General features: G+C 43.1%; 20 protein-coding genes and 2 pseudogenes. 5 read left to right on the forward strand and 17 right to left on the reverse strand.

Annotated features, from left to right (window positions below; all coding sequences use genetic code 11):
- Positions 1-145: 145 nt before the first annotated feature.
- The 7 genes from QM968_RS10540 to QM968_RS10570 all read right to left on the reverse strand — a co-directional run bounded on the left by QM968_RS10540 (position 146) and on the right by QM968_RS10570 (position 5,842).
- Positions 146-598, reverse strand: coding sequence for a YtxH domain-containing protein (locus QM968_RS10540; RefSeq protein WP_009731400.1), 453 nt, complete (start codon positions 596-598; stop codon positions 146-148).
- Positions 599-612: 14 nt separating this feature from the next.
- On the reverse strand, positions 613-996 hold the full coding sequence (locus QM968_RS10545) for a DUF948 domain-containing protein (protein WP_009731401.1): 384 nt from the start codon (positions 994-996) through the stop codon (positions 613-615).
- Positions 997-999: 3 nt separating this feature from the next.
- Complete coding sequence (lgt, locus tag QM968_RS10550) at positions 1,000-1,782, reverse strand: prolipoprotein diacylglyceryl transferase (protein ID WP_414325862.1); 783 nt, start codon at positions 1,780-1,782, stop codon at positions 1,000-1,002.
- A complete protein-coding gene (hprK, locus tag QM968_RS10555) occupies positions 1,779-2,711 on the reverse strand; it encodes an HPr(Ser) kinase/phosphatase (RefSeq protein ID WP_009731403.1) in 933 nt (310 codons plus the stop codon). The genes lgt and hprK overlap by 4 nt, the downstream gene beginning before the upstream one ends.
- Positions 2,712-2,917: 206 nt before the next feature.
- Complete coding sequence (locus tag QM968_RS10560; protein WP_414325863.1) at positions 2,918-3,199, reverse strand: PspC domain-containing protein; 282 nt, start codon at positions 3,197-3,199, stop codon at positions 2,918-2,920.
- 74 nt (positions 3,200-3,273) lie between these two features.
- The gene (locus tag QM968_RS10565) at positions 3,274-3,729 is read right to left on the reverse strand and encodes a SprT family protein (protein ID WP_414325864.1); all 456 of its coding nucleotides are present in this window, start codon (positions 3,727-3,729) and stop codon (positions 3,274-3,276) included.
- On the reverse strand, positions 3,716-5,842 hold the full coding sequence (locus QM968_RS10570; protein ID WP_414383906.1) for a Tex family protein: 2,127 nt from the start codon (positions 5,840-5,842) through the stop codon (positions 3,716-3,718). The genes QM968_RS10565 and QM968_RS10570 overlap by 14 nt, the downstream gene beginning before the upstream one ends.
- Positions 5,843-5,997: 155 nt before the next feature.
- On the opposite strand from QM968_RS10570, the gene QM968_RS10575 reads away from it, so the two are divergent.
- The 4 genes from QM968_RS10575 (at position 5,998) to zwf (ending at position 9,513) form a co-directional block, all read left to right on the forward strand.
- A complete protein-coding gene (locus tag QM968_RS10575) occupies positions 5,998-6,144 on the forward strand; it encodes an SPJ_0845 family protein (RefSeq protein ID WP_009731407.1) in 147 nt (48 codons plus the stop codon).
- On the forward strand, positions 6,144-7,049 hold the full coding sequence (locus QM968_RS10580; RefSeq protein ID WP_009731408.1) for a permease: 906 nt from the start codon (positions 6,144-6,146) through the stop codon (positions 7,047-7,049). The genes QM968_RS10575 and QM968_RS10580 overlap by 1 nt, the downstream gene beginning before the upstream one ends.
- Complete coding sequence (locus QM968_RS10585) at positions 7,046-7,861, forward strand: TIGR03943 family putative permease subunit (protein ID WP_414383911.1); 816 nt, start codon at positions 7,046-7,048, stop codon at positions 7,859-7,861. The genes QM968_RS10580 and QM968_RS10585 overlap by 4 nt, the downstream gene beginning before the upstream one ends.
- 185 nt (positions 7,862-8,046) lie before the next feature.
- A complete protein-coding gene (gene zwf, locus QM968_RS10590) occupies positions 8,047-9,513 on the forward strand; it encodes a glucose-6-phosphate dehydrogenase (protein ID WP_414383913.1) in 1,467 nt (488 codons plus the stop codon).
- Positions 9,514-9,603: 90 nt separating this feature from the next.
- On the opposite strand, the gene ftsY is transcribed toward zwf, so the two are convergent.
- From ftsY to yycF, 10 genes and pseudogenes are all read right to left on the reverse strand, one after another.
- Positions 9,604-11,202 carry a signal recognition particle-docking protein FtsY gene (gene ftsY, locus QM968_RS10595; RefSeq protein WP_414383915.1) on the reverse strand — a complete coding sequence of 533 codons (1,599 nt, stop codon included), beginning with the start codon at positions 11,200-11,202 and terminating at the stop codon, positions 9,604-9,606.
- A complete protein-coding gene (locus QM968_RS10600; protein ID WP_414383918.1) occupies positions 11,203-12,024 on the reverse strand; it encodes a Cof-type HAD-IIB family hydrolase in 822 nt (273 codons plus the stop codon).
- A complete protein-coding gene (locus QM968_RS10605) occupies positions 12,021-12,827 on the reverse strand; it encodes a Cof-type HAD-IIB family hydrolase (protein ID WP_414383921.1) in 807 nt (268 codons plus the stop codon). The genes QM968_RS10600 and QM968_RS10605 overlap by 4 nt, the downstream gene beginning before the upstream one ends.
- A complete protein-coding gene (gene smc / locus QM968_RS10610; RefSeq protein ID WP_414383923.1) occupies positions 12,817-16,353 on the reverse strand; it encodes a chromosome segregation protein SMC in 3,537 nt (1,178 codons plus the stop codon). Before smc ends, QM968_RS10605 begins: the two co-directional genes overlap by 11 nt.
- The gene (gene rnc / locus QM968_RS10615; RefSeq protein WP_009731415.1) at positions 16,344-17,045 is read right to left on the reverse strand and encodes a ribonuclease III; all 702 of its coding nucleotides are present in this window, start codon (positions 17,043-17,045) and stop codon (positions 16,344-16,346) included. The genes smc and rnc overlap by 10 nt, the downstream gene beginning before the upstream one ends.
- Before the next feature lie 99 nt (positions 17,046-17,144).
- Positions 17,145-17,531: a YbaN family protein gene (locus QM968_RS10620; RefSeq protein WP_414383926.1), complete on the reverse strand. Its 387-nt coding sequence runs from the start codon at positions 17,529-17,531 to the stop codon at positions 17,145-17,147.
- Between the two features lie 33 nt (positions 17,532-17,564).
- Positions 17,565-18,109, reverse strand: a pseudogene (locus tag QM968_RS10625) (hypothetical protein).
- Positions 18,110-18,547: 438 nt separating this feature from the next.
- Complete coding sequence (locus tag QM968_RS10630; protein ID WP_223345247.1) at positions 18,548-19,357, reverse strand: MBL fold metallo-hydrolase; 810 nt, start codon at positions 19,355-19,357, stop codon at positions 18,548-18,550.
- Positions 19,358-19,364: 7 nt separating this feature from the next.
- Positions 19,365-20,717, reverse strand: coding sequence for a cell wall metabolism sensor histidine kinase VicK (vicK, locus tag QM968_RS10635; RefSeq protein ID WP_125826500.1), 1,353 nt, complete (start codon positions 20,715-20,717; stop codon positions 19,365-19,367).
- Positions 20,710-21,411 carry a response regulator YycF gene (gene yycF, locus QM968_RS10640; RefSeq protein WP_003008151.1) on the reverse strand — a complete coding sequence of 234 codons (702 nt, stop codon included), beginning with the start codon at positions 21,409-21,411 and terminating at the stop codon, positions 20,710-20,712. Before yycF ends, vicK begins: the two co-directional genes overlap by 8 nt.
- An 886-nt stretch (positions 21,412-22,297) precedes the next feature.
- Between yycF and QM968_RS10645 the strand changes: the two are divergent.
- Positions 22,298-22,436 (forward strand): annotated as a pseudogene (locus tag QM968_RS10645) (TIGR00341 family protein); the annotation flags it as partial.

Here is a 22,436-nt window from a genome sequence, read left to right on the forward strand (position 1 = left end):
AGCTCTTTGAAGCTTCGCCCTTGTTTTCTAAGTTCATATATCTGAACCTTATCCTTATATGTCAATTTCATAATAAAAACACCCCAAAAGTTAGATTTTTTCTGTCTAACTTTTGGGGTGCGGTTCAATTGAGCCTCTTTTTTTATTATTCGTTTCCTTCTTCTACTGCTTCTTCAGCATGATTTTCATCTAACTCTAGAACGATCTCCTCTGATTCTGTTTGCTTACGAATAGATTGAACCAACTCATTGCCACTAAGATTTTCTTTTTGAATCTTGTCTTTAAATGAATGATAAACTTCTTGTGACTTTTCAACCACATCTTGTGTCTTTTCTTTAACAGATTCTATAACAGTTCCTGTTGTAATTTCTCCTGAACCAACTTTTTCCTTGGTTTGCTGAATCACTTCAACTGCTTGTTTTGAAACATCTTTAGCAGTTTGTTTAACCGATTCATGCACTTCTTGAGGATCTTCTTGATAATCTTTTACAAAGCGCGCAACTTTTTTAGTAACTTTCTTACCTTGCTCTGTTGACAAATAGTAGGCTGCTGAAGCACCTGAAATCACACCAATTAATAAACTAGATAAACGTCCCATCTTTTTCCTCGATTCTATTTAAATAATTTTGAAGCCATCCGAACAGCTTTAAGGCCCATAGAGGCTTTTACAGTTTTCCCACCAGCTGATGCAGCTTTAACACTCAATTGACGTGCTTGGTCATTCAAATCTGAGACAGACTCTGAAAGATCTGCTACAGCTGTAAACAAGGGGTCGATCGTTGCCACTTTTTGATTCAAATCATCCGTTAAAACATTGACTTTTGCCAATAGATCATTGGTCTGATGCAAGGTGACATTGACATCCGATGTTAAAACTTGGATGGTCTTTTGCGTCTCATCTACGACTTTTCCAATCTTTGAGAGGAAGAAAATCAGGTAAATGACTAACGCTACTAAAGCAAGGCCTAAGAGACCGTATGCAATTTCAATAAACATATGTTACTCCTTTTCTTCTACATAATAAGGGGCTTTTTTGCGCCGCTGATAAATAATAATAACGAGTCCAACTAGAATTAGAATCATTGATAACCATTGAGAAACACGCAGACCTGCAAACATCAAGCTGTCCGTCCTCATTCCCTCGATAATCATTCGCCCAAAACCATACCAAATGAGGTAAAAGGCTGTGATTTCACCTTGCCTCAAAAAATGAGGTTTTCTGCGAAGAAGCAATATCAAGACAAAGCCGAGTAAATTCCAGCTGGATTCATATAAGAAAGTTGGCTGACGGTAACTACCATCTATATACATTTGATCTCGGATGAAAGTTGGTAAGTAGTTAAGACTTTTGACCGCAGCCCCATAGGCTTCCTGGTTAAAGAAGTTTCCCCAACGACCAATACTCTGTGCAATCATGACGCTTGGAGCAGCAATATCCAAAAAATCAATTGGCTCAATGAAGCGTCTACGAGAAAATAGATACAAGACCAATGCCCCAGTTAAGAGACCGCCATAGATTGCGATTCCTCCATTCCAGACTGCAAAAATCTCATCAAGATGCTGGCTATAATAGGCCCATTCGAAGATAACATAATAGAGCCTAGCTCCGACAATCGCTAGTGGAAAAGCAATCAGGATGAAATCAATGATATCATCTGGATTTATTTTCTTTCGAGGTGCCTCTTTCATGGAAAGATAAACGGCTAGAATCAAACCAGAGACAATACAGATCGCATACCAGCGAATACTGATCGGACCTAATTGAAGTGCTACTGGATTCATTCCTTCACCTCATTTTGACTGATCAACTGAGACAAACGTTCTTCAAAGGTTTTAGTGGCATCATAGCCCATTTCTTTGGCACGAACATTCATGGCTGCTGCTTCAATCACGACCGAAATATTTCGACCTGTCTTCACTGGAATGCGAATACGAGGAATGGTGACTCCACCGATTTCCAACTCTTCTGCGTTGTTACCAAGACGATCATAAGTTTGGTCCTTAGTGTAATTTTCCAGGTAAACGGCGATTTGAACTTGTGAAGAATCCTTCACAGCGCTCGCACCGTAGAGACTCATCACATCGATAATGCCGACACCACGGATCTCTAGTAAGTGACGTAAGATCTCAGCTGGCTCTCCCCAAAGGGTCATCTCATCTCTCGCATAGATATCGACTCGGTCATCCGCTACGAGACGGTGACCCCGCTTGACAAGTTCCAAACCTGTCTCGCTCTTACCGATCCCGCTATCTCCTTGGATCAAGACCCCCATCCCATAAATATCCATCAAAACACCATGAACACTGGTACGTTCTGCCAAGCGGCTATCCAAATAACTGGATAACTCACCAGACAAACGGCTCGTCGCAACATTGCTCTTTAAAATAGCCAGCTGCTTTTCTTCCGCAGCCCGTAACATTTCTTCTGGAATTTCTAAATTCCGCGCGACAATGATGACGGGTGTCTCTGGCTGGAACATCTTGCGCAAGACTTGATGACGGTTGTGAGAGCTCATCTTCACCAAGTAAGACCATTCTTTCATTCCTACAAGCTGAATCCGCTCAGGTGTATAATAGTCGAAATAACCCGTCATCTCAAGACCGGGACGTGAAATATCCGCAGTCGTAATTTCCTTGTTTAAGAGGCGATCATCCCCGTAAACAACCGAAAGACGAAGCTTTTCCTGTATATCGCGAACAGTAACTGCCATATCATTCTCCCTTTTCAAATTCTCTTTCTATTATAGCAGATTTTCTCTTCATACGAGAGACTAAAGTACCATTTGAAAGATCCATTTTAACCCGCTTTTTAAAAAGTAAAAAGAGGCCAAGACAAAAGTCTCCAGCCTCTAGGAAATGATGGTAAGATATAAAGAAACGCAAAGTAATAGAACTTCTGCTTCAACCGGATCTCCTTTTAGAAAAACGGACTATCATTCTGATCATGGATAGGTTCGGCCTCTTTTCTCCGACGAGGTCGAAGGCCATCGTCAAATATTTCCTGCTCCTCCTCTTCCTTATAAGGTAAGGTCGTATCTAACAGTAAGTAGATAATCACACCGATAAAGGCATGGGAGACTGTAAAGAGTACAAACAAGAAACGTAGCAGCGTTACACTCAGACCAAATTTATCAGCTAGACCAGCTAGCACACCTGAAACCAGGCGGTGGCGTTTTAATTTATAAAATGATGATGTCATTTGATTTTCCTCTTTCTAGTTAGATCTATTTTAGCAGAGTCTAACCCAGAAGAGATCCGCCTAAAGACCGATTCTCATTCCTGTCTCATTTCAAGGAGTTGCAAACGACCGTGACAGCGACCGCAAGCATATTTCCTCAGATCGATTTTTCGCTTTCGTCTATACTCTTGACCACAGTGAGGACATTGATAGAGATAGATCCGCTTGACTCGTCCAGTCTTTTCTGGTAGAGGTGGTGTGAATCGAAGTCCATCCACTTGCTGAAGGAGCTGTTTAAAGGCTGGATCTTTGTGGCGATAGCCCTTTCCTTGATCGTAAAGATGGTAATGGCAGAGCTCATGGCGGACGATTTTCCGAAAGGTCTCTAATCCGAAAGCCTGGTAGACCTTCGGGTTAAAATCAAGATGGCGATCCTTAGGAAAGAAACGACCTCCGGTGGTCTGGAGACGCGCATTCCACTCTGCTCGATGGCGGAATTCTCTCCCAAAATCTTCCAGAGATACCTGGCGTACATAGTCAGTCAGATTCATTCGGTGCTACCAAACTGAGGTTGACTTTTTCACGTTCCACGTCAATTTTCTTGACCCAGACCGTCACTAAATCTCCTACAGAGACGACTTGGCTTGGATGCTTGATAAATTGCTTGCTCATATGGGAGATATGAATTAAGCCATCCTCGTGAATGCCAATATCGACAAAGGCTCCGAAGTCAACCACGTTGCGCACAACCCCTTCTAATTTTTGGCCAATGTGTAGGTCTTTAATATCCAAGACATCCTGACGGAGCACTGGTGCATCAAAGGAATCCCGCAAATCGCGACCTGGTTTTAGGAGATCAGCAATGATATCTTTCAGAGTTTCTGGTCCCAGATCCAGCTGAGAAGACATTTCTTCTATATTCACAGCTTTTAATTTTTCTTGAGCAGATTCATCTAGTTCGGTAATCCCAAGGAGTTGAAAGAGTTTTTCAACTTCCTTATAACTTTCAGGGTGGACGCCAGTATTGTCCAAAATGTTTTTACTTTCAGGAATGCGTAAGAATCCCGCCGCCTGCTCGAAAGCCTTGGCTCCGAGACGAGGGACTTTTTTAATCTGCGCGCGTGAGAGGATCATCCCTTCTTCTTCCCGGTATTTCACAATATTTTCAGAGATGGTCTTATTAAGCCCTGCTACATGCGCTAAGAGAGAGGGACTAGCAGTATTGATATTAACTCCAACTTGGTTGACGACCGTATCTACCACGAAATCTAAACTTTCCGTCAATTTTTTCTGATTGACATCGTGCTGGTATTGACCCACACCGATCGACTTGGCATCGATTTTCACCAACTCAGCCAAGGGATCTTGCAAGCGGCGGGCAATAGAAATAGCAGAGCGTTTTTCAACTGTTAGCTCTGGGAACTCATGACGGGCCAACTCACTAGCTGAGTAGACAGAGGCTCCACTTTCATTGACAATGACATAGCGAACTCCTGGATGGTCATGGAGGACCTCTGCGACAAAGGCCTCACTTTCACGGCTGGCGGTTCCATTTCCAATCGCAATAATTTCTACTCCGAACTTCTTGATCAAGGAGGACAGATCCTTTTTAGCCTGCTCGATCTGAGCTGGTTTTGCAGGAGCAACTGGATAGATGACCTGGGTTGCAAGCATTTTGCCTGTCTCATCGACAACCGCTAATTTGGCACCGGTCCGAAAAGCTGGGTCAAATCCAAGGACCACTCGCCCTTTCAATGGAGGTATTAACAGGAGATTCCGTAGGTTTTCAGAGAACAATTGAATGGCTCCGTCTTCTGCCACTTCTGTCAATTCTGTCCGAATCCGACGTTCAATAGCAGGAACGATTTTTTTCTTAACCGCCTGCTGAATAACCTCATCGACATAGGCATTTTTGCTTTTAAAACGAGCTTCAAAGATGCGAATGATTCGATCCAGATGGTGCTCGAATCCGACTTTGAGAACGCCCAATTTTTCCCCACGATTGAGAGCCAGGGTCCGGTAGCCTTGCATATTCTTGATCTTCTCGGAAAAATCATAGTAGATTTCAAAGGTTCTCTTAGGATCTAAGCTTTCATCCTTCAAGGTTGACGTCATGAGGGAATGCCCATGAATTTCTTGATAAGTGAGGGCTCGTAATTGGGTATCCTCTGAAATAGCCTCTACCAAAATATCCACTGCACCAGCTAAAGCCGCTGTTTCAGTCGGGAAGGTCTCACAGGTAAATTTCTGTGCCTCTACTTCCAAGTTTGGACTATTTTGCAGGATGAGACGTGCCAAGGGGAAAAGTCCTGCTTCTCGAGCAATCGTCGCCTTAGTCCGCCGTTTTTCCTTATAAGGTAGATAAAGCTCTTCGACATCCGCTAATTTTTCAGCAGCTTCAATAGCCTGCTTGAGCGCCTCTGTCAGTTTGCCTTGTTCCTCAATCTTAGCAAGGACGGTTTCCTTCCGTTCAGCTAGGGCTGTTAAGGATTTGTCCCGATCAATAATAGCCTTGATTGCAACCTCATCTAAATTTCCCGTCAGATCTTTTCGATAACGGGCAATGAAGGGAATGGTTGAGCCTTCTGCTGTCAGACTCAATACGGTATCGATTTGTTTTAAGCTAACACCCAATTCTTGGGCTATTTTTTCATATTTATCCATAGCTTCTATTATAGCATATTTTAGCGTAGCCAAGGCTTCTAGCAACCTATTCTGCTATCTATCTCAGGGCTAGCCATTCCCCTTTCTATACTCCATTTCCCCCATGGTCTTTCCTTTTTGTTATAATGATAGAAAAGGAAAAAGGAGGCCCAAAAATGGCTATTAAATTTTCTAAGACGGATGATCTTGATAAAATGTTTGAAAACTTTGCAAGTTTTCCAGATCTAGAAAAAACAGTTGAATTCCCCGAAGAAAAAAAGAAAGCAGAAACGGCTGCTAAAGATGCAAAGAAGGCTAAATAATGACATTCTTTCAACACCTTCCCTCTAGCGTCTTGCAGGCTGGGGCTATTTTTCTCTCGATTATCATCGAGGCCCTGCCCTTTGTCCTGATCGGAAGTATCATTTCAGGAATGATTGAGGTTTATGTCACACCTGAGAAGGTTTACCGTTTTCTTCCCAAAAATAAATTTGGGCGGATCTTCTTTGGGACCTTTATCGGCTTTATCTTTCCTTCCTGTGAATGCGGAATTGTTCCCATTATCAATCGCTTTCTAGAAAAGAAAGTCCCTAGTTATACTGCTGTTCCCTTTTTGGTGACAGCACCGGTCATCAATCCCATCGTTCTCTTTGCGACCTACTCAGCCTTTGGGAATTCTGTTAAAATGGCCCTCTACCGCGCCCTTGGTTCCTTGCTTGTCGCAACGGTACTAGGGATCTTCCTTGGCTTTATTCAGACAGATTCGATCCAAAAAGAACATCGCAAACCTGTGCATGAACATGATTTTAGCGATTTGAGCAAAGGCCAAAAGCTCTTTCAAGTCTTGGTGCAGGCGATTGATGAGTTTTTTGATACAGGACGCTACCTGGTATTTGGTTGTCTCTTTGCCAGCCTCGTCCAAGTCTATGTCCCAACACGGATCCTTACCTCGATCAGTGCGACACCGGTTATTGCTATTCTCCTCCTTATGGTCTTGTCCTTCCTCCTCTCACTTTGTAGCGAGGCGGACGCCTTTATCGGCTCTTCTCTTTTGAGTAGTTTTGGAGTAGCGCCGGTGCTGGCCTTTCTGGTGATTGGTCCCATGCTTGATGTCAAGAATCTCCTCATGATGAAAAATTACCTCAAGACCCGTTTTATCTGGCAATTTATCGGAATTGTCAGTGGAGTTGTGCTCCTATACTCTTGGATTGTGGGGGTAGCTTTATGATACGATTTTTGATCTTAGCAGGTTATTTTGAGCTCACCATGTATCTGCAATTATCCGGTAAGCTCAATCAATACATCAACTTACACTATTCTTACTTGGCTTATATTTCCATGTTTTTGTCCTTCGTTTTAGCTCTTGTGCAGCTGATTATCTGGGTCAAACAAATGAAAATCCATAGTCATCTATCCGGCTTATGGGCAAAAGTGGCGAGTATCTTCTTGCTCTGTATTCCTTTGTTTGTCGGCTTATTTTTCCCAACAGTGACGCTGGATTCTCAAACTGTCTCTGCCAAAGGCTATCACTTCCCAGTGGCAGCAGGTTCTTCCAAAGAAATCCAACAGGATGAAGGGACAACAACTCAGTATCTCAAACCGGATACCAGTAGCTATTTCACTAAGTCTGCCTATGAGTCAGAGATGAAGCAAGCAGCTAAGAAATATGTTGATAAAAAGGTGATCCAGGTGACCACTGAGAATTATATGGAAGTCATGGAGGTCATTTATGATTATCCAGATCAATTTGCGGGAAAAACCATCGAGTTGACCGGTTTTGTATACAATGATCCTAATAACAAAGACAGTCAATTTCTCTTTCGCTTTGGGATCATCCACTGTATCGCAGACTCAGGTGTCTACGGTCTTTTAACAACCGGTGCTCCTCAACATTTTGACAACAATACCTGGATCCATGCAAAAGGAACCTTGTCCATTGAATACCACAAACAGCTCAAGCAAAGTTTGCCTGTCCTCCACATTACGGATTGTCAAACCATTACACAACCAGATAATCCTTATGTCTACCGCGTATTTTAATGGAGAGACTAAGTTCCTTCAAGAGGTCTTAAACCCATATAAGCTAGAACGCTCCTTCGTTCTAGCTTTTTCTATGCTATCTACTAAAATCCCATCGGAAAATATTCAGAACAACGATTCCATCAAAGAAATCTTGCTGATTTTATGGTAAAATATGGTTAATTAAATAGGAAATAGGTACTTAAATGTCTTCAAAAGTTATTGTAACCATTTTCGGAGCTAGCGGGGATTTGGCCAAGCGCAAACTATACCCGTCCCTTTTTAGGCTCTACAAATCAGGTAATCTATCTGAAAACTTTGCAGTGATCGGGACAGCCCGCAGACCATGGAGCAAGGAATACTTTGAATCGGTCGTGGTAGAATCTATCACAGACCTCGCAGATAGCCCTCAACAAGCTCAAGAATTCGCCAGCCATTTCTACTATCAAAGTCATGATGTCAATGATACCGAACATTACATCGCTCTGCGCGAATTGCAAAGCAGCTTGGATGAAAAATACCAAACGGAACACAACAAGATCTTCTTCTTGTCTATGGCTCCTCAATTTTTTGGAACCATTGCTAAACACCTAAAATCAGAAGGGATTGTGGATGGACAAGGTTTTGAGCGCCTGATCGTTGAAAAACCTTTTGGTACAGATCTAGAAACGGCTAGTCAGCTCAACAAAGAATTGGAAGAAACCTTTGATGAGGAACAAATCTTCCGAATTGACCACTACCTTGGCAAAGAAATGATCCAAAATATCTTTGCCATTCGTTTCGGCAATCTCATTTTTGACAACCTCTGGAACCGAGATTTTATTGACAATATCCAAATCACCTTTGCTGAACGCCTGGGTGTTGAAGAACGCGGTGGCTACTATGATCACTCTGGAGCCCTCCGAGACATGGTGCAAAACCATACCCTTCAGCTTTTGTCTTTGCTTGCCATGGATAAACCAGCTACCTTTACCAAGGATGCGATTCGAGCTGAAAAAGTTAAAGTTTTTGAGCAATTGCACAATCCAACAGATGATGAGTTAAAGAAATTCTTTATCCGTGGTCAATACCATTCAGGGACCATCGAAGGGAAAAAAGATATCTCTTATCGCAGTGAGCCCAATGTCGACCCTGAATCTACTACGGAGACCTATGCTTCTGGGGCATTCTTTGTTGATAGTGATCGCTTCCGTGGAGTTCCTTTCTTCTTCCGTACTGGAAAACGCTTGACGCAAAAGGGAACCATGGTCAATGTGGTCTTCAAGCAAACCGACTCCATTTTTGGACATAGCTTGCAACCTAATGTCTTGACCATTTATATCCAACCAAATGAAGGTTTCTCATTGAGTATCAACGGAAAAGAGGTCGGAGAAAAATTCAGTATCGCACCGATTTCCTTTGACTACGAGACAGATGCGACCGCAACTGGAGCTTCCCCAGAGCCGTATGAAAAATTAATTTTCGACGTGTTGAACAATGACTCAACCAATTACAGCCACTGGCACGAAGTCCGCGCTTCATGGCAATTGATTGACCGGATCGAAAAATTATGGGCCGAAGATGGAGCACCGCTCTATGAGTACAAATCAGGATCCATGGGACCAACTGCATCCGATGATCTCCTTGCAGACTACGGAGCAGAGTGGGTTTGGAAACCTGAACCTAAGAATTAATACAAACCACCTTCGGGTGGTTTTTTGATAGCGCAAGGAAATAAAAAGACAAATTGTCGGAATAACAATTTGTCTTTTTCTATTCGACTCTTAAATCAAGCCTTCCAAGAGACCTCTCATAAAGTTCTCTGACTGGAATGGTCCAATGTCATCAATTTTTTCTCCAAATCCAATCAACTTCACTGGAATGTCCAACTCTTCACGAATGGCAAGGACAACCCCTCCTCGAGCTGTTCCATCGATCTTGGTCAAGACAATTCCTGTCACAGGCGTAATTTTTGAAAACTCTTTGGCTTGCACCAAGGCATTTTGACCGGTTGAAGCATCAAGGGCCAGCAAGGTTTCATGTGGTGCCTCTGGTACCACCCGCTTGATAATCCGGCCGATTTTTTCAAGCTCCGCCATGAGATTGTCCTTGTTTTGCAGACGACCTGCCGTATCAATCATCAGAACATCGATATTTTCAGAGATCGCGCGTTCCATTCCATCGAAGACGACACTAGCAGGATCTGATTTTTCAGGACCTGTCACAACTGGAACATCTACTCGGCGCCCCCATTCTGCCAGTTGAGCCACTGCTCCTGCACGGAAAGTATCTGCTGCAACCAACATGACTTTCTTGCCTTCTTGTTTGTATCGGTGGGCTAACTTCCCGATAGAGGTTGTTTTACCAACTCCATTTACCCCGATAAAGAGCATAACCGTGAGGCCATCTTGAAAACGAATGGCTTCATTAAATTGGCCATCCTTTTCATACAAGTCTACCAATTTTTCGATAATCACGCGCTTGAGAGCATCTGGTTTTTTAGCATTTTCCAAACGGGCCTCATAGCGCAACTCTTCGGTTAAATTAGAGGCAACTTGAACCCCAACGTCACTCATGATCAAGAGTTCTTCCAATTCTTCAAAGAATTCTTCATCGACTGAACGGAAATTCGCAAAGAAGGCATTGAGGCGTGCTCCAAATCCAGTCCGTGTCTTTTTCAAGCTACGATCATATTTTTCCTGAATGGTTTCTTGCTGAGGTGCGACCTCATCTTGAATCGGCTCCTCTGCCTCTTCAACAATTCTTTCCTCAACGGCTGATGCAGCTTCTCCTTCAGGAAGTCTGGACTCGGCTTCCGCTACTTCTGAAGTTTCCTCCACTTGAGCGATCGCTTCTGATGCTTCCGGTTCTGGAACCTTCACTTCTGTCGTGCTCACTTCTACTGGCTCAGCGTCAGGTGATGGTGACTCTTCTTCCAGTTTTATAACATCAATCTCATCTGCTTCTTCAACATGTTCAGTTTCTTCCGCTTCTGATTTCACTTCTTCAAGAGGCTCAGTCTCCGTTTCATCAGCTACAGGTAAAGCTTCTTCAGGAGTTTCTTGTGTTTGAGCAGGTTCAAAGACAACCGGAGACTCCTCTACTGGTGCTTGGTCCTCATAAGTCTCTTTATCTTCAACAAGAGGCTCCTCTGATGACTCTTCTTGAGTGACCTGATGAGTGGCTGCAATCCGCGCTTTAAGCTCTTGGTAGTAAGCCTCCATATCAGCGATTTTTTGCTCTTCCTTGTCATTTGAGACAGCCGTCGTCGGCTCCTCTTTGACAACTTCTTCAATCTCATTACTTTCCGTCACTTCTTCAGAAGACGGAAGCACTTTTTCAGCTTCTTCTTTCTTTCCAAATAATCGATCAAATAATCCCATTTATTCACTCTCCTTTAGCACATAATTTTCAATCGCCCATGCGACAGCATCTTGGTCATTGGTCACGGGTGCAACAAGTGCCGCCACCTCTTTCACTGCCGGGACCGCATTACCCATAGCAACCCCTAGTCCAGCCCACTGGATCATAGACAGGTCATTGGCCTCATCTCCACAGGCCATGACTTGATCTGCCTCAAGACCCAAAATAGAAGCCAATGCTTCTAAGCCCGTTGCCTTGTGAACATTTTTGGGGCACCATTCCAGCAACATTTCCCGAGATTTAAAAATTTCATAGTCTTGAAATAAGTCCGGCCTGATCTGCTTGATCGCCGCATCTAAAAAGTCTTGATCAACGGCTGTCACACACTTGTTGTAGGATAACGTAGATGGCAGGTCTTTAAAATCTGTCTCAATAAAGTTCAGGTAGGGATTGTAAAGGGAATAGAGAGACTTTCGCTCTGCATGAATCTCAAAAACCGTTCCCTCACTGATCGCATCCAGCGGAAGACCGAGACGAGCTGTTTCATCATGAATGGTTGCAACGTCTTCTGCTGCCAAGACAACTTTTGAGAGGATCTCTCCATTATTTCGTTGCACCAAACCACCGTTGAAAGTAATTGTATACTCTTCTTTGAGGCCTGCTGTTCCCAATTCTTCCAAAAGAAAATCCATAGCTTTCAAGGGGCGACCAGTGGTTAGAACCACCTTGACACCTTGGGCCTGTGCAGCAGAAAGGGCTGCTCTATTGCGAGGAGAAATCTTTTTTTCAGAATTGAGAAGGGTCCCATCTAAATCCAGCGCAATCAAGGCAATCTGACTCATAGGATTTCCTCCATATAGCGTAGGACAGAACCTGTCTCATGGGGTCCGATGACTGTTTCAGCAATCGCTAAGATTTCAGGACGTGCATTTTCTGGCGCTACAGGATGGCCCACGACTTGCATCATATGAAGGTCGTTTAGGTTATCCCCAAAAGCCACCACCTGATCCATCGTGATCCCTAGTTTATCCGCTAAGGCAGTAATCGCCACTCCCTTATCGACATAATCGAGGACAATATCAATCGATTCAAAGCCTGTCGTCATCGCTTTGACACCTGGGACATTCTCAGTGACCCATTGCTCTCCTTCAAGAACAAGAGCTGCATCGAAGTTGGTGGTCATTTTGAAGATTTCATCTTGAATATCGACTAAACTCTTCACTTTTTGAATATTTTCATTATAGTGTTGACTCAAGGAAAGATAGTCAGGATCCACTGTTTCTAAGACATAGCTTCCTTTTTTCCCTGTCAAAAGCAATTTATTGGGGTCTGCATAAGGGGAAGATTTTAGAGCTTCAAAAACACCCAAATAAAAGTCTTTGGACATGGTCGCTTCGTAGAGATCTTCTCCATGAAATTCTACCACACTACCATTTTCAGCAATGAAAATCATTTGGTCCTCAAATCCTTTAAAGAGGGATTTGAGAGAAAGGAGGGCACGGCCACTCGCAGCAGCAAAATAAATGCCTTTTTCTTTGCAGCTGGCTAATACCTTGCCTAATCGTTCTTGATCGTACTGATGTTGGTCATTTAGAAAGGTTCCATCCATGTCCGTAGCAATCAATTTAATATCATTATTCTTCATTTTCTAAGTCTTTCAATTTTACTGAGACGATTTTAGAAACCCCAGATTCCTGCATAGTCACCCCATAGATAGAATCTGCAGCTGACATGGTTCCCTTACGGTGCGTCACGACGATAAATTGGCTTTCCTTATCAAAGCGGTTGAGGTAGTCTCCAAAACGCTTGACATTGGCTTCATCCAGGGCTGCCTCTACCTCATCCAGAATGACAAATGGAATGGTCTTGACACGAATAATCGAGAACAAGAGGGCCAAGGCAGACAAGGCCTTTTCTCCACCACTCATGAGGTTTAAGGATTGGATCTTTTTACCAGGTGGCTGCACAGAAATCTCAACACCAGCTGTCAGAAGATCCTGCTCTGTCAGAATCAAATCAGCAGAACCCCCACCAAACATTTGACGGAAAGTGACTTTAAAGGATTCACGAATGGCTTCAAAGGTTGATTTAAAGCGTTCCTTGACTTCGTCATTCATATCGTTGATGGTCGACAGAAGCATGTTTTTCGCAGCCAAGACATCCTCACGCTGGCTAGAAAGGAAATCAAAGCGTCCCTTCACTTCATCGTATTGCTCAATCGCATCCACATTGACTGGACCAAGTGCCTTAATGTCTTTTTCGATGCTCTTGAGCTGGTTTTCAGCTGCCGCAAGATTTTCAACCGGTTTGGCCTGTTCTTTGGCTTGGTCAAAGCTTTGCATGAATTCATCGGTAATTTGCGTTAAGAGCTTGTTCAAGCGATCCACATGCTTTTCACGTGTTGCTTCAGCCTTGGCTTGTTGGCGAATCCACTCTTCGTTTTTCTTGCGCGCTTGTTCCATCTGTTCTGCCACATCTTCGGCCTGGCCTTCCAAATCATCCAGCTCAAAACGTTTCCGAATAACTCCTTGTTCCAAATCTGTCTTCTTGGCTTGCGCCTGTGTCAATTGGTTGGATAGCTGCTCCACATCCACTGTCTGAACTTGGGCATCGCCTTGTTCAATCAGTAATTGCAACTGATGCTCTTCTACTTCCAACTGGGAGATCGTTTCTTCCAAGCGACGAGCATCTGTTTGTTCGTAGCTTTGTTGGCTCTTATATTCCGTCTGTTGGAGTCGCAATTCTGCCAATTGCTCTTGCAGGTTTTGTACCTTTTGTTGCAGAACATCTTTGTCCGACTTCATGGTTTCAATGTCGCGGTTCAAGTTTTCTTTATGAAGCTCAATTTCTGCCAATTGCTCAGTAAGGGACTCCAGCTCTTCTTGGAGAGTTTGAGTCGCATCTGTTGCCAATTCTGACTTCAAAGCTTCCAAGAGTTCCTGAATTTCTTGCAGTTGTTCTTGGCTTTGTTGGTAAGCCAATTGGGCCCTCTGTTGCTCCAGGCGCGCTTGCTCACCTTGGCTTTGAATGGAAGCCAGGTATTCTTGCGCCTGCTTGAGCAGATTGTCCTTGGTCTCGACCTCCTGCTCAGCTTCTCTCAAACGAGCATCCAGAGCTTGCATTTCCTGTTTTAAACTATCCAATTCTGGTTTGACAAAGACCGTATTTTGGGAGCGATTGGCACCACCGGCATACGATCCTCCGGTCCGCAATTCGGTCCCATCCAAGGTCACCATCCGAACTTGATAGTTAACTGTACGAGCCGCCTCACGCGCATGTTCCGTCGTGTCAAAGATGGCCGTTACTCCAAGCAAGTTTTGGAAAATCTGTTCAAAACGATTCTCATAGGTTACCAAGTCACTCGCAATGCCTAAAAATCCTGCACTGGTTTGAATCAGCTCCAGATTCCGCGGAGAAAGTTGACGGGCTTTGATCGTCGTGAGCGGAAGGAAAGTTGCCCGTCCTAAGCGATTGCGTTTCAAGTAGTCAATCGCTCGCGTTGCCGCCTTTTCATCCTCGACAATGATCTGTTGGCTACTAGCCCCCAGAGCAATTTCAAGCGCTGTCTGGTAGTCTTTTGAAAAAGTCAAATTCTCACTAACAGCCCCACAGATGCCTCCTAGACGTTCTGCTTCTTGTAAGACGCTCTTGACGCCTGCATAGAAGTTACTATGGTTCTTCTGAATGGCTTCCAAGCTATTGATCCGCGCCCGTTTGTTTTTGCTCTCATCCATCAAGTCAAACATGGCCGTTTGAGCCTCTTGGTAGGCAGCTTTGGCTTGCTCCACTTTTACCAATTGATCTTGGTATTCAGCTAATAGGCCTTTGACCGTCGCTTGTGCCTGATCCAACTCTTCCAATTGTCGAACTTCTTTTTCCTTGGCAGCTTCAAAATTGGATTGCGCCTTTATCAAGTCCTCTTGACGATGACTAGATTCTTGTAGGAGCGCTTGAATTCGGCTCTCAATCGCTGTCCGCTCATTAGATTTTTCGGCTTCTGTCTGTAAGAGCTCCACATACTGCTCACGTAGATGCTCAATGACTTGTTCTGGATCTTCTTCATAGTTGGCTAATTCTTTTTCCAACTCTTCTTGTTGCTGACGGTTCTCTGTCAGATTTTGTTGAAGAGTTGCTAGCGTCTCTTGTTTTTCAGCCAGCTCTTTTTTCGCTTCTTCCAGTCGGGCCAAAACAGCATCCAGTCGCTCTAGATTTTCCTTGCGACTATGGGCTGCTTGACTCGATTGCAACTTAGCGACTTCGATTTGCTTTTCTAAATCGCTAATCAAACGAGTGACCTCTAGCAAGCTCGCCTGGTCCTCAGCTAGACTTGCATCCAACTGATGGCGGGCTTTCTTAATACGGAGGTTATCTTCTTCTAAAATCTGACGACGTTGGTAATAAGAGGCCAACTGTTCTTGAATGGCTTTTTCTTCTTGGTCAGCCTTTTCATAGAGATCCTTTGTCAGATCTACTTGAGCGACCAAAACGTCCAGTAAGAGAACCTGGCGTTCTTGATCTAATTCCAAGAAACGGCGAGCAACCGTCGCTTGCTTTTCAAGAGGTTGGATCTGTCCTTCTAATTCATAGAGGATGTCTTCCAGACGGTCCAAATTCTCCTGGGTTTGGTTGAGTTTGGTCTCCGTTTCCTTGCGCCGCGTCTTAAATTTCAAGACACCGGCAGCTTCTTCAAAGATAGCCCTGCGTTCTTCCGGTTTGGAGTTAAAGATCTCCTCTACCCGACCTTGAGAGATAATAGAGAAGGAATCCCGTCCCAATCCCGTATCCATGAACAAATCATGCACATCTCTGAGACGCACCTTCTTACCATCGATCTTGTACTCACTGTCTCCCGAGCGATAAATATGGCGCTCGACCCGAATTTCTTTACCTGCCTGCTGGATAAAACCATCCTGGTTATCTAAGACAACCGTGACACAAGCATAATTCAGCGGTTTACGCGATTCTGTCCCTGCAAAGATGACATCGGGCATCTTGCCCCCACGTAGACTCTTGACACTGGATTCACCCAAGGCCCAGCGCAAGCTCTCCGTGATATTTGATTTTCCAGATCCATTAGGCCCTACAACAGCAGTGACTCCTTTGTCAAACACGACTTTTGTCTTATCCGCAAAGGATTTAAAGCCTTGGATTTCAATCTCTTTTAGATACATGGCCCATCGTTCCTCGTTTCAACTGCATTGCGGGCTGCTTCCTGTTCCGCTAATTTCTTGGAGCGACCATGACCGTGCCCTAGGGTTTTGCCGTTCACGAACACTTCCACTTCAAACTCCTTTGCATGAGCAGGGCCGGACTCGCTGACCACTTGGTACTGGATCTCCACATCCCCGTGAACCTGCAACAGTTCTTGCAAACGGGTCTTGTAGTCAATAACTTGGGAAAATTGACCCGTTTCCACCTTGGGAATCATGACCTGATAGACAAAGCGCTTGACCGCTTCCACACCCTGATCTAAGAGCAAAGCACCTAAAAAGGCTTCAAACAAATCGCCAAGAATCGTATCGCGGTCCCGACCGCCTGATTTTTCTTCGCCTTTGCCTAGTTTAATATAACGGTCAAATTGGCAATCCCGAGAAAAACCAGCCAGACTTTCTTCACGGACAATCATGGAACGGAATTTAGACAAATCTCCCTCAGGTCTGTTTGGGTGTTCCTTATACAAATATTCGGAAATAACTAATTGAAGAACAGCGTCTCCTAAAAATTCCAAACGTTCGTTATGTGAAATTTTTAAGAGGCGGTGCTCATTGGCATAAGACGTGTGTGTAAAAGCTGTATCTAATAAACTGCTATCTGAAAAAACGATCTGAAACCGTTCCGATAACAGGGCTTGTAATTTCTCCATAGGAAGCCTACTTTCTAATAAATTCATTCTCTTAAGTATACCAAAAAAGAAGCACGAACGCACTTCTTTTCCTAGTTCAAGGGCCTGAATTCTCCATTTTTACTCAGGATCTTCGTCTGTTTGATTTTCCGGCTTATTGGGGATCACTTTTAAGAGATAAAAGGTGATAAAAATCGTCAAAGCCCCTAAAGCAAGCTTCACCCAAATAATCGGTGCCAGATAGATGGAAATGCCCATCAGAATGTAGATCTGAAGAAGGATCCATTTTTTCCGTTCTTTGGCAATCGATTTGGTCTCTCGATAATCCGCAACATAGGTTTGATAAAGCTTGGTTTGGTAGAGCCAAGTTTCAAAGCGTTTGGAACTTTTGGCAAAGCAAGCCATAGATAAGAGTAAAAAGGGGGTTGTCGGTAAAATTGGCAAAGGAATCCCAATAATTCCTAGTCCCAATGATATAAAACCAATCGTAAGATAAACAAGGCGCATTTTCTTCTCCTTTGTATGTTTCTTTTTTCGTAATCACTCTACAGCGTTCACATCTGACATTTGAAGTGTCATCTTAGAGGGGTCTGACATTCCATCGACAATCGCCATTTGCTCCTCGTTCAATGGTAATAATATCATAGTTGCTGTATGAGAGGGTAATTCTCCACTATCTTTGATGAAATAGCTAACCTTTTGATTCTTAAAAATAGTCTTGCCATCATAAGACCACGTAATTGAAAAATTTAAATCTTCTTGATATTTACATCTGTCTTATTGACCAACATGAGCGCTGCTCTTCCTTCAGAAATAGCTCCCGTGAAGTAGAGCGCCATATTACCTTCACTTCCGAGTTCAGGATGGTCTTTAACCAATTTCTTCCCTAACTCAATAAGATCAGACGTCTTTCCTTCATATTGAGGGGCCACAACAAATTTCAATTCTTTTTCTTTTTTAGAAAACTCTGATACTTTTGTTTCCTTCGCCGTTTGAGTGGAGGTTGACTCTTTCGTATCTTGCTTAGACTGACTACAAGCTGTTAAAGCAACTAAACTTGCCAGTAATAACATCATCTTTTTCATTTTTCATTTCTCCTCTTCTTTGATTGTACAAAACGTGACTCTCATTTAGAATTCGCTCTTTCTTATCATACACGAATTTAAGGTAAAGAGCAAATTCATTACTAGATATAGATTTCCTCAAATAGACATATAAAAAACCACCCGCGGGTAGTCCTAAAAAGTAGACAAACTATTTAAAATAAAACAAGTTAAGCAATTCTGCAAAGAAATAAAAATGAGTTACAAGTGTTAGATTGAATCAAGTAAATACCAAAACTTTCCGCAGTGAGAAAAGTGCCTGAAACATTATTGTTTCAGGCACTCGGAATTATTGAGACCTTTGCTCAATAATTAGTCATGGAACTTCATAGAAGTTCGCTGACGTCCGAACTCACCTTAGGAAAGTTTTCAAGTTGACTTTGTCATCAGACAAAAACCACCCACAGGTGGTTCTCCATCTTATATCTTCGTCAAAGGGGTAGCGGTGTCTGGTGATGTATCCAGCACCTCAAAATCATGACCGACAGCTAGATCTGCTCGAGCCAGTTGATTCTCCATGGTCATATGGGCCAATTCTTTGATATTGTTCTCTTTTGATAAATGACCCAGATAAATCTTCTTGGTGCGATTTCCCAAGGTTCGGATCATGGCATCTGCCCCATCTTCATTAGAAAGATGGCCCAGATCAGATAAGATCCGTTGCTTCAAACGCCAAGCATACGAACCTGCTCGAAGAATCTCTACATCATGGTTGGACTCAATCAGATAGCCATCCGCATCCGCGACGATTCCTGCTAAGCGATCACTCACATAGCCCGTATCCGTCAGCATGACAAAGCTTTTGCCATCCTTCATAAAGCGATAAAATTGAGGGGCTGCAGCATCGTGACTGACCCCAAAACTTTCGATATCGATATCGCCAAATGTCTTGGTCTTGCCCATTTCAAAGATATGCTTTTGAGCATCATCGACCTTTCCTAGATACTTGGTAGTTTCCATAGCCTTCCAAGTGGCTTCATTAGCATATAGATCCATGCCATATTTCCGCGCTAAAACACCCACACCATGGATATGGTCTGAGTGTTCATGCGTAATCAAAATGGCATCTAAGTCTTCTGGTTTGCGATCGATTTCGGCCAATAGCCCAGTAATCTTTTTCCCTGAGAGCCCTGCATCAATGAGCAGTTTTTTCTTTGGTGTCTCAAGGTAGAAAGAATTTCCACTAGAGCCTGAAGCTAAAATACTATACTTAAATCCCTCTTCTGTCATTGACTCCTTATTCTTCCTCTTCTGTGTCCCAGTCGTCTTTAATAGCGTCCTTGTCGTACGGCAAGACAATGGTAAAGGTAGATCCCTTACCATATTCACTCTTGGCCCAAATAAAGCCTTTATGTTGCTTAATGATCTCCTTAGCAATGGCTAAGCCCAGACCAGTCCCACCTTGGGCCCGGCTACGCGCCTTATCCACTCGGTAAAAGCGATCAAAAATGCGTGGCAAGTCTTTCTTGGGAATTCCCAAGCCCTCATCTGAGATGGAAATGATTAATTGGGCATCTGTTGTTTTCATCCCTACCTTGATTTTCCCACCATCAGGTGAGTATTTGATGGCATTGTTCAAGATATTATCAATCACCTGGGTCATTTTATCCGTATCAATTTCCACCCAGATCGGCGAGATCGGATATTCACGGATCAGTTCATACTTCTTGGAATCTTCTTGCGATTGGCTCTTGATCTTATCAAACCGGTTTAAAATAAAGGTAATAAAAGCTGTAAAGTTGGTCAACTCAATGTCCAACTGACTAGTTTCATTATCGATTCGTGACAAACTCAACAGATCTGTGACCATGCGCATCATCCGGTTGGTTTCATTGAGCGAAACCTTGACAAAGTCTGGTGCTACCGGCTCTGACAAAGCGCCATCGTCCAAGGCCTCCAGATAGGATTTTACACTGGTCAAGGGTGTCCGCAATTCATGACTCACATTGGAGACAAAGAGACGGCGTTCCCGCTCTTCCTTTTCCTGCTCTGTCGTATCGTGCAAGACAGCTACCAATCCAGAGATAAAGCCAGATTCGCGACGGATCAAGGCAAAGCGCACTCGAAGACTAATGTATTCCCCATTTTCATCCTGAGAGTCAATCGTCAACTCTGGGACTTCCGTAATCAACTTCCTCAGATCATAGTCGTCTCCGATCGAAAGCAAATCAAGAATACTGGTGTTGAGAACCTCGTCCGGATTGACATTCAATTGCTTGGCTGCCATTTCATTGACCATGATGATCTGACCCCGTCTATTGGTCGCAAGCACTCCATCTGTCATATAGGCTAGAATACTAGTCAGCCGCTTGGTTTCCTGCTCCAGGTTTTCATGCGTCAGACGAATAACCTCGGACAGATCATTGATACTATTGGTCATATCGGTCAGCTCGGGGCTTCCTTGCATGTCGACCACTTCAGAGTAATCCCCAGCAATCAGATCCTTAATTTTCGTGTTTAGTTGTCTGAGCTTGATATTGTCCCTACGGTTCTCTAGAAGAAGCAAGGCCACCACAATGATAAACCCAACCGTAATCAGAACAAAGACAAAGTTCGACGACATGACAAAATGTTTTATTAGATCAATCATTGTTTCTCATATAATATCCGACACCACGGCGGGTTAAGATATATTCCGGACGTCCCGGTGTGTCTTCAATTTTTTCACGCAAACGACGAACCGTCACATCCACTGTCCGAACATCTCCAAAGTAATCATAGCCCCATACTGTTTCCAGAAGGTGCTCACGAGTCATAACCTGACCCACATGGGTCGCAAGGTGATAGAGCAACTCAAACTCACGATGGGTCAAATCTAATTCTTTATTGCCTTTTTGAACCAAGAAAGCATCTGGGAGAATGTGGAGATCTCCAATTACAATCTCTGTATCGGCCTCATTTTCAAGCTGAGGATCCGCTGCAAACTCGGAACGACGCAACAAGGCCTTGACACGTGCTTGCAATTCTCGATTAGAGAAGGGTTTGGTCACATAGTCATCCGCACCAATTTCAAGACCGATGACCTTATCAAATTCCGTATCTTTAGCAGATAGGACAATAATCGGCACATTACTGGTCTTCCGAATGGTACGCGCTACTTCCAAACCATCAATCTCTGGCAACATCAAATCTAGAATAATAATATCCGGATTTTCAGCCGCAAAAACTTCTAAAGCTTCCCGACCATCAAAGGCCGTTAAAACCTCATAGCCTTCTTTGGCCATATTAAATTTGATAATATCTGAGATCGGCTTTTCATCATCAACGACTAATATTTTTTTCATCTTACATACCTGTTTCTAATGCTTCTTTTCCTAATCAATCTCTATCTTCTTATTATATCAAACTTATGAAGAAATGTGGAGCCTCAATTGCTGAACTTTCCAATAAGAAAGGGTAAAAAAGACCGAGATGTTAAAATCTCAGTCTCAGAAAAAACGAATGATATGTAGAAGATAAAATCACTTGAGTGATTCTAAAAAAAGTTAATTTCCTACTTGCTAGAAGGAATGAATCATTTATTAAAAACTTTCCGTCGTGAGAAAAATGAGAGTGGGACAGAAATCATAGCCTCTTAATTGTTTTTGGATTGTCGAGCAAGACGCAGTGGTTGAGTGGGCTCTACTACGCTGATTTCATCAGCTTTTACAGCCCTACTCAACTGTGCGGAGGTGGGACGACGAAATCGAATTCTAACGAATTACCGATTTCTGTCCCACTCTCACTCGGGAGTTTTGGAACTTCATAGAAGTTCGCTGACGTTCTTACTCACCTAAGGAAGGTTTTTTAGATTGTTTTATCCTCAATCTTTTTATTTTTTCATTATTTCTCAACACGTGATTTGTTGGCGATATCAGCTAGGATTGCTGCTACAAACTCATCATGTTTAAACATTAAAACGGTATCTACTTTCAGAGGAGATATCGTTTTTCTTCTTCTTCGGATAAGGATACAAAAATTTCTTCCTTTCTCTTTCTTTTGAATTAATTGATTTCTTCAAAGACTGACTGTAAAATTTTTGATATAATATGCAGGATGGACTGATGGATATTTAAAAGATAATGTTCAAAAGGATCACAGGTAAGAATTAAAAACATGTCAGTTTGGACAGAAGTCTCTCTACCATCATCCATGCAGAAACAAGATTATATGAAATAAAAGGAGTAACCAATGTCCGGAAACTATTCAACACGTGAATTCCGCGAGAAACTATATGATGACCTTCATGTTCGATTAAGAGATACACTGATTTTGATGTGTTCGATTTTTATTGCCTCTATAGGTCTAAATATGAATTCAACAGCTGTCA

Origin of the sequence: Streptococcus sp. OMI870 (assembly GCF_047460295.1) — a bacterium.
Taxonomy (GTDB): Bacteria; Bacillota; Bacilli; order Lactobacillales; family Streptococcaceae; genus Streptococcus.